We start from the raw sequence: 18,725 nt of genomic DNA, 5'->3' as shown, positions 1-18,725 counted from the left end.
CATCGCCCGACTCGCCGCCTCCTGGATTTACGCCGATTGATCGCTACCATTGAGCACATGTCCCCTCGCCGCCCGAGAGACGACCGCGCCCCGAGCCAGGTCGATGTCGCCCAGCTCGCCGGAGTCTCCACGCAGACCGTCTCCCGCGTCATGTCCGGGCAGGACAACGTGCGCCCCGATACCGCCCGCCGTGTCCTGGCGGCAGTCGAGGAGCTCGGCTACCGCGTGCACGCCGCCGCCGCCTCGCTCGCCTCCGGTCGCACCCGCGTGTTGGGCGTGATCGTGGTCTCGACGGACCGGTACTCGTCGGCGGCGCTCGGTGTCGGCATCCAGCAGGCGGCCGCGGCCAACGGATACACCGTGTCGACGGCGGCCGTCGCGGACCATGCCTCGGCCGAAGCGTTCCTGGAGGCCTTCGACCGACTGGAGCGTCAAGGCGCAGAAGGCATCATCCTCGGTGTCCCGGTCGAACTCGAGAGTCCGGCAATGCGGACACGCACCGAGCGCACGCCCGCGACCCGCAGCGAACGCACCTCCCTGGACGAGGACGCCCCCCTCGCGGTCGACCAGCGCGCCATCGCCCGCCTCGCCGTCGAGCACCTCCTCGACCTCGGGCACGAGACCGTGTGGCACGTCTCGGGCGACGACTACTGGACCGAGACACAGCAGCGCAGCGAGGCCTGGGAGCAGACGCTCCGCGATCGGGGCATCGTGCCGCCGCCGTTGATCCCCGCCGACTGGACACCCGAATCCGGCTACCGCGCCGGGCGCACGATCGCGGCCATCCCGGAGGCTACCGCGGTCTTCGTCAGCAGTGACGAGATGGCGTTCGGTCTGATCCGCGCCCTGCACGAGGCCGGTCGCAGTGTGCCGGAGGACGTCTCGGTGGTCAGCGTGGACGACATCGCTCTCGCCGCGTACGCCTCCCCCGCGCTTACGACCGTCCGCCAGCCCTTCGAGGCGATGGGCCGTGCGGCCGCTCTCCGGGTCATCGCACAGATCGAGGGACATGAGGCGGTCGGCGAGATGCCCTCCACCGAGCCGCAGCTCATCGTGCGCTCGTCGACGGCCCCGCCCCGCTCGGCGCGCTAGGCGCACGAGGCGCGCGAGGCGCACGAGGCGAGCTAGGCGAGCTAGGCGCGCATTTCCAGGGCCGCAGCCTGTTCCAGGCCCGCACAACCTGAAGGAGATCTCACGGAAAGAAGGAGCGCACTGAGCAAAGCCTCCTTCGTTTCGTGAGATCTCCTTCGAAACGTGTGCCAGCATCCACCGCAGCCACCGCACCTCCGCGCCGCAGCCCGCTCCGTACGCTCACCAGCGGCGGTGCCGGCGCTCCCACTCGTCCTCGACAGTGCGGCGACGCCCTGCGACGACGCCCGCGGGGATCACGACGACGAGCACACCCGCGATGACGAGGAGCGGGATCTGCCAGCCATCGGTCGTCTCGTGGAGCAACCCGATCAGCAGCGGGAACACCGCGGCGATCGCGTAGCCGATGCTCTGCACGAACCCGCTCAACGCGACGGCGCTCTCCGGCGTACGGGCACGGATGCTGAGCAGGACCAGGCTCAGCGGGAACATGATGGCCGTGAGACCGAAGATGCTCACCCACAGCGGCAGGGCCACGGTCGGGACGAGCAGGAGGCCGGCGAGCCCGACCAGTCCTCCGGCGACGGCCACGAAGAAGAGGGGACGTGTCGCCTGGAACCGGACCACCAGGATCGGCACCAGCAGTGAACAGGGCAGACCGATCAGTGCGAACAGCGACAACAGGAAGCCCGCTGTCGCCGGGCTGACACCGCCGATGTCGACGAGCATGGTCGGCATCCACGCGAACGAGACGTACGCCATGGTGGAGGAGGCCCCGAACACGAGCGCGAGTGCCCAGGCGAGCGGCAGTCGCCACAGGCGGGCGAAGTGCCTGCGGTTCGCCGGAGTGGTCGAGATCGGACCGGTCGCGACGGCCACCGCATCCTGCACGTCGTTGACGCCGTCCGTGGGATCGGGGACGAGGAGCTCCGTCTTCATCGGCTCGTCCGCGCGAGCCCGATTCCCCAGCAGCAGCGCGACCCAGGGCACCAGCGCGATTCCGGCGACGATGCCCCACATGCCGAGCGACACCCGCCACCCGAGCGAATCGGCGACCGGAACCGCGACGAGCGGCGGCAGGAAGGTCGACACCGCCATCGTGGTCGAGTAGATCGTCATCATGATCCCGAGGCGGTCGGGGAAGTACTTCTTCACCAGCGGGGGAAGCAGCACGTTGCCCGAACCGACCCCCGCGAACACCACCGCGGTCGCCGCGAGCAAGGTGGTGGAGTCGATGGCGAGACCGCGCAGCAGGAGCCCCAGAGCCATCAGAGTGATCGCGGCGACCGCCATCCGCTCGAGGCCGAAGCGCCGCTCGAACAACGGCGTGAGCAGCCCGAAGATGGCGAAGCAGACCGGAGGGGCGGCACCGATCAGCCCGATGATCACCGGCGAGACGGGAAAGTCCTCGGCGACATGGTCGATCACCGGAGACAGGGAGGCGACCGCCGAGCGCAGCGAGAACGCCACCAGGACGATCCCCACGAGTGCGAGAGCCCGACCCTGCCACAGCGGTCGAGCGCCCGGCATCGTCATGAGGTCTGCGACCCCTCCACCCAGGCCAGGTATTCGTCGGAGACCGTGCCGGTCACGTACCGGCCGTCGAAGCAGCTCAGGTCGAGATCCGTGAGGGCCGACCCTTCGATGATCGCCGCCTTGAGGTCGTCGACCTCCTGGTACACGAGGTGATCGCAACCGAGTTCCTCGGCGATCTCGGGGATCGTCCGCCCGTGGGCGATGAGCTCGTGGCGTGAGGGCATGTTGATGCCGTACACGTGCGGGTGCCGCACGGGAGGCGCCGCGGAGGCGAAGGTGACCGAGGCGGCACCGGCATCCCGCGCCATCTGGATGATCTCCTTGGACGTGGTCCCGCGCACGATCGAGTCGTCGATCAGCAGCACGTTCTTGCCCTGGAACTCGGTGGACATGGCGTTGAGCTTCTGACGCACGCTCTTCTTGCGCACCGCCTGCCCGGGCATGATGAAGGTCCGGCCGACATAGCGGTTCTTGTAGAAGCCCTCGCGGTACTCGATGCCGAGCTTGCGGGCGACCTCCATGGCGGCGGGACGAGAGGAGTCGGGGATCGGCATGACCACGTCGATCTTGTCCATCGGCACGTGCTTGGCGATGGTGTCGGCCAGACGGTCGCCCATGCGCAGACGCGACTCGTACACCGAGATGCCGTTCATGACCGAGTCGGGGCGCGCGAGGTAGACGTACTCGAAGGCGCACGGCGCGAGCGTCGCGGCCGGGGCGCACTGCTTCGAGAACAACTCCCCGTCATTGGTGATGAAGACCGCCTCACCGGGCTCGACCTCACGGACGACGTCGTAGTCGCCGTTCTCGAGCACGAGCGACTCGCTCGCGACGACCCACTCATCCTTGCCCTCGGCGCCGGGGACCGTCGAGGGGCGACGACCGAGGATCAGCGGGCGGATGCCGAACGGATCGCGGAAGGCGAGCAGACCGTAGCCGGCGATCACGGCGATCACGGCGTACGCGCCCTCGATCCGCTCGTGCGTGCGGGCGACGGCCTCGAAGACGCGCTCGGGATCGAGGTCGACGGCCGAGGTCGTGTTCTGCAGTTCGCCCGCGAGCACGTTGAGCAGCAGCTCGGTGTCGCTGGACGAGTTCAGGTGGCGGCGGTCGCGCTTGGCCATGTCGGCCGTGAGCTCGCGGGTGTTGGTGAGGTTGCCGTTGTGGATGAGGATGATGCCGTACGGCGCGTTCACGTAGAACGGCTGCATCTCCTCTTCGTTCGAAGCCGTGCCCTTGGTCGCGTAGCGCACGTGGCCGAGGCCCACGTTGCCGAGCAGCGCGCGCATGTCTCGGGTGCGGAACGCCTCACGGACCATGCCCTGCGCCTTGGCGTTGTGCATCACGCCGTTCGCCTCGGCGGTGGCGATGCCCGTCGCATCCTGGCCGCGGTGCTGCAGCAGCAGGAGTGCGTCGTAGATGTCCTGATTGACCGGGGCAGAGCCCACCATTCCGACGATGCCGCACATGGGCTCTTACTTCGCTCCGTCCGCGTAGGCGCCGACCAGGCGCACCGCTCCACCGTCGACGCCCTTGGCGCCCTGTTCGAATTCACCGGCCGGACGCGGCCCGAAGCCCACGGTCCCAACCTGCCATGAGGGCATGCCCTCGGCGTTCAGCGCCGCGATCGCGGCATCCTTCTTCTCCGCGGCGACCACGGCGAGGAAGCCGATGCCGAGGTTCCAGGTTCCCTCTGCCGACTCCAGCGTGGATCCGGCGATGTCACTGAGCACGCGGAAGACGGGGCTCGGCGACCAGCTGCTGCGGTCGACCTCCACCCAGCTGCCCTGCGGGAGCACACGGGCGAGGTTCGCCGCGATGCCGCCGCCGGTGACGTGGCTGAGAGAGTGGACTCCGCCGCCCAGCTGCTCGATCAGACGCAGAAGGGGAAGCGTGTAGAGGCGGGTCGGCTCGAGGAGCGCCTCGCCCCAGGTGGTGCCGAAGTCGGCGGCGTTGTCGCCGTACCCGATCCCCGCGCGGGTCACGATGTGGCGCACGAGGGAGTAGCCGTTGGAGTGCAGTCCGCTGGAGGCGACCGCGATCACCGCATCGCCGTCGTGCACGAGCTCGGCCCCGAGGATCGCATCGGCCTCGACCACACCGGTCGCCGCACCCGCCACGTCGTAGTCGCGGGGCCCGAGAAGCCCGGGGTGCTCCGCGGTCTCGCCGCCGACGAGTGCCGTGCCGGTGGCCGAGCACGCCTCGGCGATGCCCCGGACGATGTCGGCGATACGCTCCGGGACGACCTTGCCGCACGCGATGTAGTCGGTCATGAAGAGCGGCTTCGCCCCCACCACGACGATGTCATCGACGACCATCCCGACCAGGTCCTGGCCGATCGTGTCGTGCTTGTCGATCGCCTGCGCGATCGCGACCTTCGTGCCGACGCCGTCGGTACTGGTCGCGAGCAGGGGGCGACGGAAATCGCGCAGCGCGCTGGCATCGAACAGTCCGGCGAATCCGCCGACACCGCCGAGAACTTCGGGGCCGTGCGTCGCGCGCACGGACGACTTCATCAGCTCGACGGCGAGATCACCTGCAGCGGTGTCGACGCCGGCTTCGGAATAGGGATTGGTGGGGGAGGCAGCCACGCTTCCAGCCTACCGCCCGCGAGGGGTTCGACTCTCCGCCAGGATCACTCTCGGATCCGGGCCCTCGACCCGCCTACGATGGGGCCATGGCCGACAAGCCGCAGTGGCTCATCCGCGAAGACGCGAGCGTTCCGGTGCTCGTCGCGCTCGCATTGCGGCAGAGCCTCGGGATCCGCGAGCCGGAGGGCCTCCCGACGCTCCGCGAGCTCGCCGTCCGCGCGCCGGATGCGGTCGACGCCTCCCCCGCGGTCGAGGCGCAATGGCGCGAGTACTGGGACATGACGGTCGAGCCGCGCGCGCACCCCTCCGAGGTGCCGCTCGAGCTCATCGACGGGTTCGACACCCTGGTCGCGCTGCCGGCCTCGGGCGCCGAAGAGCTGACCGCCGCGATCGCTCCGCAGGCGGAGTCCGCACTCCGCTACGCGCGCGCCGCGCACGACCGATATGTGAGCTCGATGAAGAGCCACACCGGCGGCGATGCCTACCGCGCCTATGCGAGCGCGATCGCGGAGTTCGAGCGCGAGGTCGGGCGTCGGGCGCACTCGTTCGAGCTCAATGTGCAGGTGCTGCCGTTCTCGCAGCGCGGCATCTGGTGGATCGGAGCGCTCACCGTCGCGGTGACCGACGGCCTGCGGCGCGACGTCGTGGCGTTCGACGCCGCCATCCGTCCGGTGATCGCCGAGCTGGCGTAGCCTCAGTCGTCGACGACGGTCTCGTGGTCGACCCGCACGACACGGTCGTGTCGGCGGGCAACCCGCTCCAGGATGAGGGCGACGACTCCGCCCAGCGCGATGCCGATCGGCACCGTCCACAGCAGGAGGAAGCCGAAGACCTGTCCGGGGGGATAGACGACGTCGAGCGCCTGCGAAGGCTCGAAGCTGCCCGCCCAGGTGAGGATGCCGGCGGCGATGATGCCGACCACGACGCCGATGCCCATGAACACGCCGTACCGCGGCACGCGGCGCACGGTCGCTTCGACGGTCTGGTGGGAATCGGTGGGGGCCATGACTCCATTGTCCCACCGTCTACGGATGCCGGGAACCGGGGTTCGGCCCTCGGTCTCGGGTGCGCATCGGTCGGACGATTGCACGGATGCAGGAGCCGGCCGAGCGATTCCCTCCTGCATCCGTGCGATCCTCCGACATCCGTAAGCGACAGGAGACGGAGGGCGGCCCTCCCCGCGTGCGCCGCGGGGAGGGCCGTCCTGTCTTCGGGAGGGGATCAGACCTCGGTCGTCGTCTCGGCGGTCTCGTCCTTACGGTTGCGGCGGGCGATCAGCACACCGCCGGTCGCGGCGAGCACCACGACGACCAGGCCGCCGACGATCCACGGCCACACGGGTGCGCCTTCGGAGGTCGCGGGCTCGGTCACCGTCGTGACGGACGCCGCGGCCTCGGAGTCGACCTCCTCCTCCGGCGTGACACCGCAGTCGGCGTTCACCGGGATGACCGCGGTCACCGGATCCAGCGCCTCGCCCGCTGCGTAGGTGCCGAACGCGGCAGCCCCCGCCTCGGTGAGCGTCGTCGGGATCGCATCGAGGGTCAGCACACCGTTGACGGTCGTCGCGTCACCGCGGGCGAACTCCGCAAGGCGGACGCCCTGCTGGTCGATGCTCTCGCCGCCCTGCGTGGTGCCGGTCACGTCGAAGACGAGGTAACCCTTGTCCCCGGCGAGCTCGATGCCGGCATTCGCGAGGGTCGTGTTCAGTGCGCCGTCGTGTCCCGTGAACGTGATGCTCCCCCCGAAGGACACGAGGCCGGTCAGTGCCTCGTCGTCGAACGATCCGGTGCCGTTCTGCCACACGAAGTCCGGGTACTGGTAGGCCACGTCGGTCAGCGTCCAGCCACCCTTCGCGATGCCCTCGATGTATGTGCGGAACGATTCCTTGTAGCCCCACTTGAGCGTGGCGCCCTCCACCGTGCAGGATCCGAGCACGGTCGTGGCGCGGGTCAGCGTGAACGTCAGACCGCGGTCGACCGATCCCTGGAGGGTCAGGGTGTGGGCACCGTCCTCCAGGCCCGCGGGCACCGACCCCGACCAGGTCGCGACACCCGCGGAGTCGGCGGTCACGGTGTCGAGCAGCACGGGGCTCGAGTAGACGACGACCTTGATGCCCTCTTCGTTCGGCTGGAAGCCGGAGGCCGAGATGGTCGCCGGCTGCCCGGATTCGAGGGCGGCGAGGTTCTCCGCGTCGACGTCGATGCCGTCCGATGCCGGTGGGGCAGCGGGCAGGGTCGTCTTGGCCTTCACGGCAGCCGCAGCCACGGTGCCCGTCGTCCCGGACGGAGCAGCGGCCACCGAGCCGATCGTGAACGTGACCGGGTTGAGCGTGGTCGAGTACCCGGCCAGGACCCTGTCCCGTCCGGCGGCCGTCAGTGCGGCGGGGGCCGCGGTGTACGTCACGGCGCCGTCGACCGTGGTGCGTGCGGCACGGGAGAGGTCGAGGGTCGCGAACGGCACCTGCGCACCGCCGCTCGTCACGGAGAGAGTCGCCGCCCCCGCCGAAGTGATGCGGATCTGCGGGTTCGAAACCGTCACGTCGAGCACACCGTGGTGACCGGTGAACCGCACCGATCCGCGGTAGACGACGCCCCCCAGACCGGTCGCACGGTCGTAGTCGCCGCCGACCGACTGTCCGAACTGGAACTGACCACCCGATCGGGTCGCCCCGTCGGAGACCGTGATCGATCCCTGCGCGATGTCACCCGTGACGTAGTTCACGAACGACGACGAGATGGCCCAGCGGAGCGACCCACCGGGGACGCTCGCCGGCGGGGTCGTCGGCTTCGTGGGCTTCGGGGGGACGACCGTCGCGAACAGGGCATCCCACTGCGCGGGGGTGATCTCCACCGTCGAACGTGCGTAGATCGTGTCGGCCGTGGGCATGGAGTGCTGCTTCCACACGATCACCTCGTACGACTTCGTGCGATCGAGGTTCTTCGCTGCCGTCGTGAGGTCGACCGCGAACGCCCCGTACGTGATCTCCCTCACGTACGTCATCGCGAGGAATCCTCCGGAGGCCGTGACATCCGCCTCCGTGCCGGTCTCGATCAGAGCGGCGTACGCGCCGGGGATGTCGCCGAGGTTCGTGGCCGCGGCCCTGACCGTCAGCCCGTCCTTCGCGGTCGCCGAGGTCACCGAGGTCTCGAGAGTCGCCGCGTCGCCGTAGTTCAGTGCCACGCTGAGTTCCTGCGCGGCATTGGTGACCCCACCCGCGCCGTAGGTGAAGACGCCGTAGGAGCCGGGGGTGGCGGCGGCATCCTTCAGCGTCAGCGTCGCCTCGAAAGTGCCGTCGTCGGCGATGTCGACCCACTGCGCACGGATCGCACCCTGGTACTGCGACGGGACCTGGTTCAGTACGCCCTCGGCGAGCGCCCACACCTGCGCCGCGACCGAGCGGTTCGCGGAGGAAGCGCCCTCCGACGGCTTCCAGTCCGCGGCGAAGTTGCCGAAGACCACGTAGGTGCCCTGCGGAAGATCCTTCGGGATCGGCACGCCACGGCCGCCGACGTTGGCCGCCGGGTCGTAGCCCGAGCCCTTCACGACGATCTTGTCGCCGGCCGCGAGGGCGGCACTCCCGGCCGGCGTGGTGCCGTCGGCAAGGAAGACCTCGAGCGACGGGGTGAACGTCGGGGCGGTGAGCGCATCCCACTCGGCGTCGCTGATCGTGACCGCGTCGCGGGCGTGCAGGGTGTCGGCGTTCGGCATCGTGTGCTGCTTCCAGACGATCACCTCGTAGGACTTCGTGCGGTCGAGCGTGGAGGCAGCGGCTGTGAGGTCGACGGTGAACACGCCGCCGGAGATGCCGCGCACGTACTGCATCGCGAGGAATCCGCCGCCGGTGGTGACCTCCGCCTCGGTTCCCGCCTCGATCAGCGCGACGTAGGCACCCGTGATGGCGCCGAGCTTCGATGCCTTCGCCTCGACCGCGAGCCCATCCTTCGCGCTCGCGCTCTTCACCGTGGCGGTGAGAGTGGCGGTCTCGGCGTAGTTCAGTGCGACGCTGCGCTCCTGATCGACGTTGACCACGCCTCCGGCCGCGTAGGTGTAGACGCCGTACGAGCCCGGAGTCGCGGACGCGTCCTTCAGCGTCAGGGTCGCCTGGAACGTGCCGTCGTCCGCGATGTCGACCCACTGCGCGCGGATCGCACCGTGATACGGGGACGGCACCTGGTTCAGCACGTCCTCGGAGAGCGCCCAGACCTGCGCCCCCACGGAGCGTGTCGAGGACGCGGCACCGGTGGACGGCTGCCATGTCGAGGCGAAGTTGCCGAACACGACGTAGGTGCCCTGCGGAAGGTCCTTGGGGATCGGCACGCCGCGCCCGCCGACGTTGGCCGCCGGGTCGTAGCCCGAGCCCTTCACGACGATCTTGTCGCCGGCCTCGAAGGCGGCATTCCCCGCCGGAGTGGTGCCGTCGGCAAGGAACACCTCGAGCGACGCGTCGGTCGGCGGGGTCGTGCCCGGGTCCGTACCGGGGTCGGTCCCCGGGTCCGTACCAGGGTCGGTCCCCGGATCCGTACCAGGGTCAGTCCCCGGATCGGTACCGGGATCAGTCCCCGGATCCGTTCCCGGATCCGTTCCCGGGTCAGTCCCCGGATCGGTACCGGGATCGGTACCAGGATCCGTCCCCGGATCCGTGCCCGGGTCGGTGGGCACGGGGCCGAACACGGCATCCCACTGCCCCGCGGAGATCGCGACCTCACCGCGTCCGTAGATCGTCGTCGCGTCCGGGTTCGAGTGCTTCTGCCACACGAGCACCTCGTAGGACTTCGTCCGATCGAGCGAGCCTGCCGGTGCCTCGAGCGTGAACGTGCTCGCCCCTCCGGCGACGACGGGCATCACGAACGCGGCGTATCCGCCCCCACCGCTGAGCCCACCTTCCGTGCCGGTGACGATCAGGGCCGCGTAGGCGCCCGCGACATCGGGCAGCCCGTCGGCCTGCACCTGCACGCGCACCCCCGACGTATCGGCGGAAGAGACCGACGCCGTGACCGTGGCGCCGTCGGCGTGCGCGGGCGGGACGATCACCGCACCGGCCGCGACGAGAAGGAAGGAGACGAAAGCGGCGAGCAGCACGCGTAGGCGAGTGCTCCCTGAGGATGCGGTGGCTATGGCGTTCACGATTCTCCACGGCTCCGGGCACGCAGAAGATCACGTGTGCCGACGGTGCCGCAATGCGGTCGGGCGACGGATGGGTTTTGGTTAGGCTTAGCTAAGTAAGCACTGATCCTGAGCGTAGAGGTGCCGATCGAGGCTCGTCAAGTTTTAGGATAGCCTTGCCTAATGCGCCGCGTCATCGCCGTCTTCTTCGTCGCCGCCCTCGCCGCCGGGCTCACCGCGTGCGCCGAGCCGGGAGCCACCGCCGCACCCCCTCTCGCCGTGGAGGACACGTGCCCGCAGGCATCCACGCCCCTCGCGTCCCTCGGCCTGATCGACGACGTGCGCGGACATGAAGGCCCCTCCACCGCGTGCCTCTCCAGCCACGCGATCGACGCCGTCGATGATGACACCGCGCCGGACCTACCGGTGACGGTGACCGACGGCGAAGGCCGGGATGTCGAGATCACCGACGTCGACCGCATCCTGCCGATCGACATCTCGGGCACGATCGCGTCGACCGTGTTCGCTCTCGGTCTCGGCGATCAGGTCGTCGGGCGCGACGCGTCGACCGACTTCGTGGGCACGGAAGACCTCCCGGTCGTCACGAAGACCGGCCACACGCTCAATGCCGAGGCGATCCTCGAACTGTCCCCGACCGTCATCCTCACCGACACGACGATCGGCCCGAAGGAGGTGCGCCAGCAGCTGCGCGACGCGGGCATCGCGGTCGTGGTCATCTCCAGCGACCGGCGGCTCGACACCACCGACGAGCTGGTCACCGAGATCGCGACAGCCCTCGGGGTCCCGAGCCGGGGCGAGGCGCTCATCGCGCGGCTCGATGCCGCGGTCGATGAGACGCTGGCCGAGATCTCCGAGGTGGTGCCCGCCGACGAAGCGGATCGCGCCCGCATGCTCTTCCTCTACGTCCGCGGCAGCGCGAACGTGTACTACATCTTCGGCGAGGACTCCGGGGCCGACTCGCTGATCGACGCGGTCGGCGGAGTCGACGTCGCCGCCGAGATCGGATGGGAGGGCATGAAGCCCCTGACGGCCGAAGCCCTCGTCGCCGCGCAGCCCGACGTGCTGGTGATGATGACCGACGGGCTCGAATCCGTCGGTGGCATCGACGGGCTGATCGAGCGGATCCCCGCCGTGGCTCAGACACCCGCCGGAGCACACCGTCGCGTGATCGACATGGCCGACAGCGAGATCCTCAGCTTCGGTCCGCGCACCGCCGACGTGATCGGCGCCCTGGCCCGCGCCCTGTACGCGCCCGAGCCCGCGAAGTGACCGGCGAGGTCGTCACCCCGACTCCGACCAGGCATCGGGGCCTGCGCTTCACGCTGGTGACGGTCGGCCTGGTCGTCGCGCTCGCGATCACGTGCATCGTGTCGATCACGAGCGGGCAGTACGACCTGTCCCCCACCTCGCTGGTCGGGGTGCTGCTGCGCGGCATCGGGATCGACTCGGCGTGGGCTCCGGCGGCATCCACCGACTACGGCGTGATCTTCACCCTGCGGATGCCGCGCATCGTGCTCGGCCTGCTGGTCGGTGCCGCCCTCGCCGTCTCGGGTGTGCTCATGCAGGCGATCTTCGGCAACCCGCTCGCGGACGCCGGCGTGGTCGGGGTCTCCTCGGGCGCGGCTCTCGGTGCAGCCGCGAGCATCACCTTCGGGCTGGCGACGTTCGGGATGTGGACGACGCCCGCCTTCGCGTTCCTCGGGGGCCTGGTCGCGGTGTTCTCGGTGTACTTCATCAGCCGGTCCGGCGGACGCACCGAGGTCGTGACCCTCCTGCTCACCGGTATCGCGATCAATGCGATCGCCGGCGCGGGCATGGCGTTCTTCACGTTCCTCGGCACGACATCGACCCGCGAGCAGATCGTGTTCTGGCAGCTCGGCTCGCTGAACGGCGCGCTGTGGTCGAACATCCAGCTCGTGGCGCCGCTCGTCCTGATCGGCGTGGTCGTCGCCCTGATCGTGGCGCCCGGCCTGGACCTCTTCGCCCTCGGCGAGCGCACCGCACGACACCTCGGCGTGAACGTCGAGCTGCTGCGGGTGGTGGTCATCGTGACCGTCGCGCTGCTGGTGTGCGCGGCGGTCGCGTTCGCCGGGATCATCGGCTTCGCCGGGCTCGTGGTGCCGCACCTGATGCGCATGATGATCGGCCCCGCCCACCTCCCGCTCGTGGTCGCCTCGGCACTCGGCGGCGCGCTGCTCATCGCGGTCGCCGACCTGGTCGCCCGCACCGCGGTGCCGCTCGCAGATCTCCCCATCGGCATGATCACCTCGCTCGTGGGCGGGCCGTTCTTCCTGTGGCTGCTCGTGCGCACGCGCCGTCGCTCGGGAGGATGGGCGTGACCGTCCGGCTCCGCGGGGCGGGGCTCACGGTGCGCGTCGGCGAAGGGCGGACGATCCTCGACGATGCGTCCATCGACATCCACAGCGGAGAGATCCACGCCCTCGTCGGACCGAACGGTGCGGGCAAGTCCACGCTGTTCGGAGTCCTCGCCGGAGATGTCGCCGCGCACGCGGGCACGGTCGAGCTCGATGGCCGCCCCCTCGACCGGGTCACACCGCGCATGCTCGCCCGGCAGCGTGCCGTGCTCCTGCAGGAGAACACCGTCACGTTCCCCTTCAGCGCAGAGCAGGTCGTGCGGATGGGCCGGACCCCCTGGGCGCGCACGTCCGCGGCCGAGGAAGACGACGATCTGGTGTCCTCCGCGATGGCGCAGACCGAGGTGACGGCACTCCGTGCGCGCGCGGTGCCGTCGCTGTCGGGAGGTGAGCGCGCCCGGGTCGCCCTCGCCCGCGTGATCGCCCAGAGCACCGGCATCCTGTTGCTCGACGAGCCGACCGCGGCGCTCGACCTGAAGCACCACGAAGACGTCATGCGGCTGATCCGGACGCGTGCGGACGCCGGGATCGCGGTGGCCATCGTGCTGCACGATCTCAATGCCGCGCTCGCGCACGCCGACCGCGTGACGCTCCTCGCCGACGGGCGGGTCGCCGCGACCGGCACGGCGTCCGAGGTGCTGAGCGCCGAGCGGATCGAGCAGGTCTACGGCCAGGCCGTCGATGTGTTCCCCCACCCCGCGACCGGGGTTCCGCTGGTCGTCGCGCGGCGCTGATCCGCGGCGCGGCTAGGGCCGGATCGGCAGTCCCTTCGGGCGGACTCTCACCTTCGCCGGCCCCGACGGGTACCGGATCTCGCTCCACGATCGCGCCTGAGCCGACTCCTGGGGTCGCCGACGCTACGCTGGAGGATCGCCCACGGGAGGATCAATATCGCCATGCCGTCTGCATCCGACCTGCTCGACGTCGCCCTCGCGGCCGCCGCAGCTGGAGCCGATGTGCTCGCCGAGGCCGCCCGTGAACGCGATGCGTCGTCCGATCACCTCGGACTCCGCACGAAGGGGGCCTCGGGCGACGTGGTCACCGAGATCGACCTGCGTGCCGAACGCGCGATCCGCGCTGCCCTCGCCGCGCACCGCCCCGACGACGAGGTGTCCGGAGAGGAGTACGCGACCACCGGCTCCGGCTCCGCGCTCCGCTGGTCGATCGATCCCCTCGACGGCACCTCGAACTTCGTGCGCGGGCTGCCGCACTACGGGTCCTCCGTCGCCGTACAGGATGTGCGCTCCGGCGCCTGGCTCGCCGGTGTGGTGCATGCTCCGGAGCTCGACCTCATCTACTCCGCGGGGGTGGGGCTGGGGGCATACCGGACATCGGGCGACACCCGTCGGCGGCTCCACGGACCAGCCGCCGGCGCGACACCGGTGCTTCTCGCCGTCGGATTCTCCTACGACCCCGAGCAGCGGATACGGCAGCTCGCCGAGCTCCCGGCGCGCATGGCGGCGTTCACGGATCTGCGCAGTGTCGGCTCTGCCGCACTCGGACTGTGTCTGGTCGCGGAAGGCAGTGTCGACGCCTTCATCGAGACCGACCTGTACGAGTTCGACTGGGCAGCGGGAGCTCTGATCGCCGAAGAAGCAGGGGTCACCGTGAAGCGTCCGGCCACCATGCGGGGCGGAATCCTCGCGCACCCACCGCACCTACCGGTCGAATAGGCGGCGCCGAAAGCCCGCGGGACTGCAGGAAACGGACCTCGACGACCTCGGTGCTGCACGGCTCCGCGGAGTTCTCCTTCCGGCCCTCAGCTGGTGGCGCGCACGACTTCCTCGACGAAGCGCGCGACCGCGACAGAGCCGGGATCCGCATGACCCACTGAGCGCTCCTGCTGCCACCCCGCGCGACCACGTCGCGACTGCCAGCCCGCGCTCTCGGCGACCGCGGCGAGTGCCGCCGCCGATACTTCGGCGGCCCCCGCTCCGGCATCGAGCGCCTCGGCGATGGGGAGGAGCACATCGATCACGGTCTTGTCGCCGCGCGCAGCACCGCCCTGCGCGCCGATCCTCGTCGCTGCCGTCTGCACGACATCGACGAGACCCGCACGGTCGAGGTGAGCCCCCGGCGGGACGTGCTCCCCCGCCGCGATCAGGCCGCTTCCGATCAGAGCAGCGAACGTCGAGGGGTTCGCTGTGGCGAAGGCATCACCCGCCACGCGCAGGATGCTGCGTGCGTCGAGATCATCCGGGAGGCTGCGCAAGGCATCCGCCACTGCGGCACCACCGACGGCGACCGTGACGCCGAGGTCTCCGTCGCCGAGAGCGGCATCCAGGGCGCGGAGCTCTTCGCGGTGCCGCTCCATCTGCGGCAGTACAGCGAGCAGCAGATCGCGAAGAGCGCTGCGGGATCCGGCCAGGGTCACATCGACAGTGGCCGCTTCTTCGCCGACGGCGGTCGCGGTCGTGAGGACGTCCCCCACCGGCGCTGCCCCCTGTCGGAAGAACGGTGACCCGGCAGGGTCCTGCAGCAGCTCTTCCAGCTCGTCATCGAGCTGCATGATCGACAGCGAGGCTCCGGCCATCTCCAGACTCGTGACGTACTCGCCGACCAGTCGGTAGCCGATGGCCACCCCGGCATCCGTCAGCGTGCGGTGCACTCGGCGGTACATCACGTACAGCTCCTCGAGCGGCGTCGAGCCAAGGCCGTTCACGAGCACGGCCACGCGCCGCCCCTCGGTGAGGTCGAGTTCGGTGCCGATCTCGGTGAGGAACCGGTCGGTGATCGCATCCGCCGGCTCAAGAGGGCCGCGATGGCTGCCGCGCTCTCCGTGAATACCGACGCCGATCTCCATCTCCCCCTCGTCGAGCGTGAACGTCTCCTCACCCGCTGCAGGAAGCACGGTCGGCGACAGGCCGACGCCCATCGTCCGGGTCGCATCCGACGCCTTACGAGTGACGCGCTCGACCTCGTCGAGGGACGCACCGCGGTCGGCCATCGCCCCGGCGACCTTGTAGACGAGCACGAGTCCGGCGACACCGCGGCGAGACTCCGCGCGTTCACGCGGCGCGGACTGGATGTCGTCCGCCCCGAGCACCGTGCGCACCTCGATGCCCTCAGCGCGGCAGCGCTCGGCCGCGGTGTCGAAGTTCAGCACATCGCCACCGTAGTTGCCATACAGGTAAAGGAGCCCGGCGTCGGAGTGCACGGCCACCGAAGCCGCGTGGATCTGGGAGGAGCTCGGCGAGGAAAAGACGTTCCCCACGGCGACCGCCGAGCACAGCCCGCGCCCGACGTAGCCGAGGAAGAACGGCAGGTGTCCTGACCCGCCACCGGTGACGATGCCGACCCGCCCCGGCGCCGGCGCATCCGTACGCGCCAACGCCCGCCGATCTGCGGTGACGGCCCGCAGCTCATCGGGGTGGGCGAGGAGGATGCCCTCCAGCGTCTCGTCGACGAACGCCTGAGGGTCGTTGAGGATCTTGCGCATGTCAGAACTCCTGTCCGGTGAGGATCGGATCGTATGTCGTGTGGTCGATGAGCACCCGCCCATCCGCTTCCAGCCGCCCCGACGAGCGGAGGTCCTTCACGATGTCCCAGTGAATGGCTGACTCGTTCCTACCGCCGCACTGCGGATAGGAGCGGCCGAGCGCGATGTGAACGGTACCGAGGATCTTCTCGTCGATCAGCAGATCGCCGGTCATCGTCCGCACGTGCGGGTTCGTACCGATGCCGAGCTCGCCCACGCGGCGAGCGCCGTCGGCGTCGAGGATGCGCTCCACGAGGTCGAGACCCCGTGCCGCCGATACCCTCTCCACCTGCCCCTCGACGAACTCGAGCCGGAGGTCGGTGATCGTCGCCCCGCCGAACCAGAACGAGCCGGGAAAGGTGATGTGCCCGTCGACGCCGTCTTCCACCGGAGCGGTCGCGACCTCGCCGTCCGGAAGGTTCGCCTCGCCTGCGAACGGCACCCAGGTCCGCCCCCTGCAGTTCAGCCGCAGGTCGGTGTCCTCGTCGAGGATGTGCACGAGCGACGCGTTGTTCAACTCGGCGCAAAGACGATCGAGGTGGGCTCGATGGACGGTCCAGTCCGCGAGGGTACCGGCGAAGAACTCCTCCTCCAGCTGCGCGCGCGGCACACCGATGAGCGCCGCCCACTCAGGAGTGGGGATACGAACGAGCGTCCACCGGGTGCCCTGCCAACGCGCGGTCGAGACGACCCCCTTGCCCTCGCGCTGCAGGCTGAGCCTGGTGCCGTCGATCTCGTCGGCGGGCGGTTCCATGCCCCGGAAGGACACGTGCACGTCGGCCCACTGCATCGAAGCCAGTTCGAGCGGTGCGGCCTCGCGCAGCAGCGACGCACTCGCGTGTTCGAGCGCGAACCGGTCGTATTTCTCCTCGACGAGCAGCACCTGCGGCATCCCGCCGCGGCGATACACCTCCTCCACGAAGGCATCCACCGCGTCGAGCACCGACGACGTCGTGGCGAACACCGAGACCTTCGTCCCCTCGCCGACCTCGTTCACCGCGGCCAGGTGCTCCGCCAGTTCTTGCCACCTGCTCATCAGTCCACCTCTCCCAGCGCGCGCAGGGCGCGGTACGTGTGCGGAAAACTCTCGTACGCAGTCTGCAACCGGGAGGCGAGGCTCTCTTGGGGCGCGACCTCCTCGGCGAAGGCGACCCAATCCGCCGCCTGCTCCTCCGTGACGACGTCGAGGCCGATCGCCGCGAGCATCGCGTCCCCGTAGGCGGCTCCCAACGTCGCCGCCGTCCGTTGGCGCAGGCCCGTGAGGTCGCTGACCGTCTGCATCAGCACCTCGTTGTGTGTTCCGCCGCCGATCGCGACCACGCGTGGCTCGACATCGCCGCCTTCGAGCAGTGCAGACACGGCGAGCGCGATCGACTGTCCGACTCCTTCGACGACAGCACGGGCGATCTCGGCCCGACCGGTCGAGAGCGTGAGACCGCTGAACGCGGCACGGGCAGCGGGGTCGTGCAGCGGTGTGCGCTCGCCGCTGAAGTGCGGCAGGTGCAGCACTCCGTTCGCGCCCGGCGGCGCGGAGCGGACGAGTTCCATCAGGCGCCCGAACATCGCGGCGTCGCCATCTCCGTGGTCGAGTCCGAGCAGGTCGGCGACCCATCGTGTCGCGGTGCCGGCCGTCGATGTGCCCGCGGCGAGGACGAAGCGACCCGGCAGTGCGAAGGGTGCGGCCCACAGACGCGGATCCGCGTGCGGCTGGTCGGTCACGCGTATGAAGTAGCCACTCGACCCATACATGAGCATCAGATCGTCGGCCGCGACGACCGAGGCCCCGACCGCTTCGGCGACGGCGTCCGTCGTGCCGACGAGCACCGGTGTGCCCTCGGGGATGCCGGTCACTGCAGCAGCCGCGGCGGTGACCGTGCCGGCGACGTCGGTCGACCATCCGAGACGGGGCAGGGTCTCCCGGCGGATGAGTTCGTCGATCCCGCCGAGGTCCCAGTCCAGCCGGGCCAGGTCGTAGCAGGGATGGAAGTAGCCGGCCGTCGCATGGTCGATCACGACCTCACCGGTCAGACGCGCGACGAGGTAACTCTGACTCGTGAGGTACCACCGGGTGCGCCCGGCGACTTCGGGCTCGTTGCGCTCGACCCAGAGCATCTTCGGCCCCGCGGACTGGCTGGTCAACGCATTGCCCGCCCGGCGATAGATCTCGTCCCGTCCGAGTCGCGTCTCGAGGATGCCGATCTCCTCGGTCGCCCTGGTGTCGATCCCGTAGAGGATGGCGGGGCGGAGCGCACGCAGCTCGGAGTCCACGGGGAGCACACATGGGCCGATCGCGCTGCACGCCACCGCGGCGATCACGGCATCCGGTACTGCCCTCCGCAGCGTCGTGGCGACCTCGACGAGGTCGTGCCACCACACCGCATCCGCGTCCTGCTCGACCATTCCAGGTGCGGGCGTGCTGATGCCGTGCCTTGTGCGTGCCTCGGCGTGCACCCGCCCGGTGGCATCGACCAGCACGCCCTTGGTCTCGTACGTTCCGACATCGATGCCGAGGAACAGGTCCATCAGAGTGCC

14 protein-coding genes are annotated in these 18,725 nt (G+C 69.8%); 6 read left to right on the top strand and 8 right to left on the bottom strand.

The annotated features are described in order from the left end of the window. Window positions 1-57: 57 nt before the first annotated feature. Complete coding sequence (locus tag FGL91_RS06935; protein WP_047522958.1) at window positions 58-1,092, top strand: LacI family DNA-binding transcriptional regulator; 1,035 nt, start codon at window positions 58-60, stop codon at window positions 1,090-1,092. 219 nt (window positions 1,093-1,311) lie between these two features. On the opposite strand, the gene FGL91_RS06930 is transcribed toward FGL91_RS06935, so the two are convergent. From FGL91_RS06930 to purM, 3 genes are read right to left on the bottom strand one after another with little or no spacing between them, the layout of a single operon-like run. Beyond that, window positions 1,312-2,625 (bottom strand): CynX/NimT family MFS transporter, encoded by a 1,314-nt coding sequence (locus FGL91_RS06930; protein ID WP_153243447.1) that lies wholly within the window; start codon window positions 2,623-2,625, stop codon window positions 1,312-1,314. Continuing rightward, window positions 2,622-4,094 carry an amidophosphoribosyltransferase gene (purF, locus tag FGL91_RS06925; RefSeq protein WP_047522956.1) on the bottom strand — a complete coding sequence of 491 codons (1,473 nt, stop codon included), beginning with the start codon at window positions 4,092-4,094 and terminating at the stop codon, window positions 2,622-2,624. The genes FGL91_RS06930 and purF overlap by 4 nt, the downstream gene beginning before the upstream one ends. 6 nt (window positions 4,095-4,100) lie before the next feature. After that, window positions 4,101-5,216: a phosphoribosylformylglycinamidine cyclo-ligase gene (gene purM / locus FGL91_RS06920; protein ID WP_153243446.1), complete on the bottom strand. Its 1,116-nt coding sequence runs from the start codon at window positions 5,214-5,216 to the stop codon at window positions 4,101-4,103. 86 nt (window positions 5,217-5,302) lie between these two features. Between purM and FGL91_RS06915 the strand changes: the two genes are divergently transcribed. After that, complete coding sequence (locus FGL91_RS06915; protein ID WP_134352828.1) at window positions 5,303-5,908, top strand: zinc-binding alcohol dehydrogenase; 606 nt, start codon at window positions 5,303-5,305, stop codon at window positions 5,906-5,908. Between the two features lie 2 nt (window positions 5,909-5,910). On the opposite strand, the gene FGL91_RS06910 is transcribed toward FGL91_RS06915, so the two are convergent. Together FGL91_RS06910 and FGL91_RS06905 are read right to left on the bottom strand one after the other, a co-directional pair. After that, window positions 5,911-6,222, bottom strand: coding sequence for a hypothetical protein (locus FGL91_RS06910; protein ID WP_047522953.1), 312 nt, complete (start codon window positions 6,220-6,222; stop codon window positions 5,911-5,913). A gap of 215 nt (window positions 6,223-6,437) precedes the next feature. Beyond that, window positions 6,438-10,340, bottom strand: a complete 3,903-nt coding sequence (locus FGL91_RS06905) for an HtaA domain-containing protein (RefSeq protein WP_153243445.1) — start codon at window positions 10,338-10,340, stop codon at window positions 6,438-6,440. A 162-nt stretch (window positions 10,341-10,502) separates the two neighbouring features. Between FGL91_RS06905 and FGL91_RS06900 the strand changes: the two genes are divergently transcribed. From FGL91_RS06900 to FGL91_RS06885, 4 genes are all read left to right on the top strand, one after another. Next, window positions 10,503-11,609, top strand: coding sequence for a heme/hemin ABC transporter substrate-binding protein (locus tag FGL91_RS06900; RefSeq protein ID WP_153243444.1), 1,107 nt, complete (start codon window positions 10,503-10,505; stop codon window positions 11,607-11,609). Beyond that, complete coding sequence (locus tag FGL91_RS06895) at window positions 11,606-12,679, top strand: FecCD family ABC transporter permease (protein ID WP_047522226.1); 1,074 nt, start codon at window positions 11,606-11,608, stop codon at window positions 12,677-12,679. Before FGL91_RS06900 ends, FGL91_RS06895 begins: the two co-directional genes overlap by 4 nt. Next, on the top strand, window positions 12,670-13,449 hold the full coding sequence (locus tag FGL91_RS06890) for a heme ABC transporter ATP-binding protein (RefSeq protein ID WP_416202657.1): 780 nt from the start codon (window positions 12,670-12,672) through the stop codon (window positions 13,447-13,449). Before FGL91_RS06895 ends, FGL91_RS06890 begins: the two co-directional genes overlap by 10 nt. Before the next feature lie 162 nt (window positions 13,450-13,611). Beyond that, entirely contained in the window at window positions 13,612-14,388 is a 777-nt protein-coding gene (locus FGL91_RS06885; RefSeq protein WP_131492079.1) for an inositol monophosphatase family protein, read from the top strand. 86 nt (window positions 14,389-14,474) lie between these two features. Here FGL91_RS06885 and FGL91_RS06880 read toward each other — a convergent pair whose 3' ends face one another. Genes FGL91_RS06880 through FGL91_RS06870 form a run of 3 tightly spaced genes read right to left on the bottom strand, consistent with a single transcriptional unit; the run spans window position 14,475 to window position 18,716 of the window. Continuing rightward, a complete protein-coding gene (locus tag FGL91_RS06880; protein WP_153243442.1) occupies window positions 14,475-16,154 on the bottom strand; it encodes a dihydroxyacetone kinase family protein in 1,680 nt (559 codons plus the stop codon). Window position 16,155: 1 nt separating this feature from the next. Beyond that, window positions 16,156-17,229 (bottom strand): aminopeptidase, encoded by a 1,074-nt coding sequence (locus FGL91_RS06875; RefSeq protein WP_131492077.1) that lies wholly within the window; start codon window positions 17,227-17,229, stop codon window positions 16,156-16,158. Then, complete coding sequence (locus FGL91_RS06870; protein WP_153243441.1) at window positions 17,229-18,716, bottom strand: FGGY-family carbohydrate kinase; 1,488 nt, start codon at window positions 18,714-18,716, stop codon at window positions 17,229-17,231. Before FGL91_RS06870 ends, FGL91_RS06875 begins: the two co-directional genes overlap by 1 nt. Between the last annotated feature and the right edge of the window lie 9 nt (window positions 18,717-18,725).

The organism is Microbacterium sp. CBA3102 (assembly GCF_007954505.1).
In the GTDB taxonomy this organism is placed as follows: domain Bacteria; phylum Actinomycetota; class Actinomycetes; order Actinomycetales; family Microbacteriaceae; genus Microbacterium; species Microbacterium aurugineum.
Note: the sequence above shows the minus strand (reverse complement) of the source record. Positions and strands in the feature narration are given on the sequence as shown.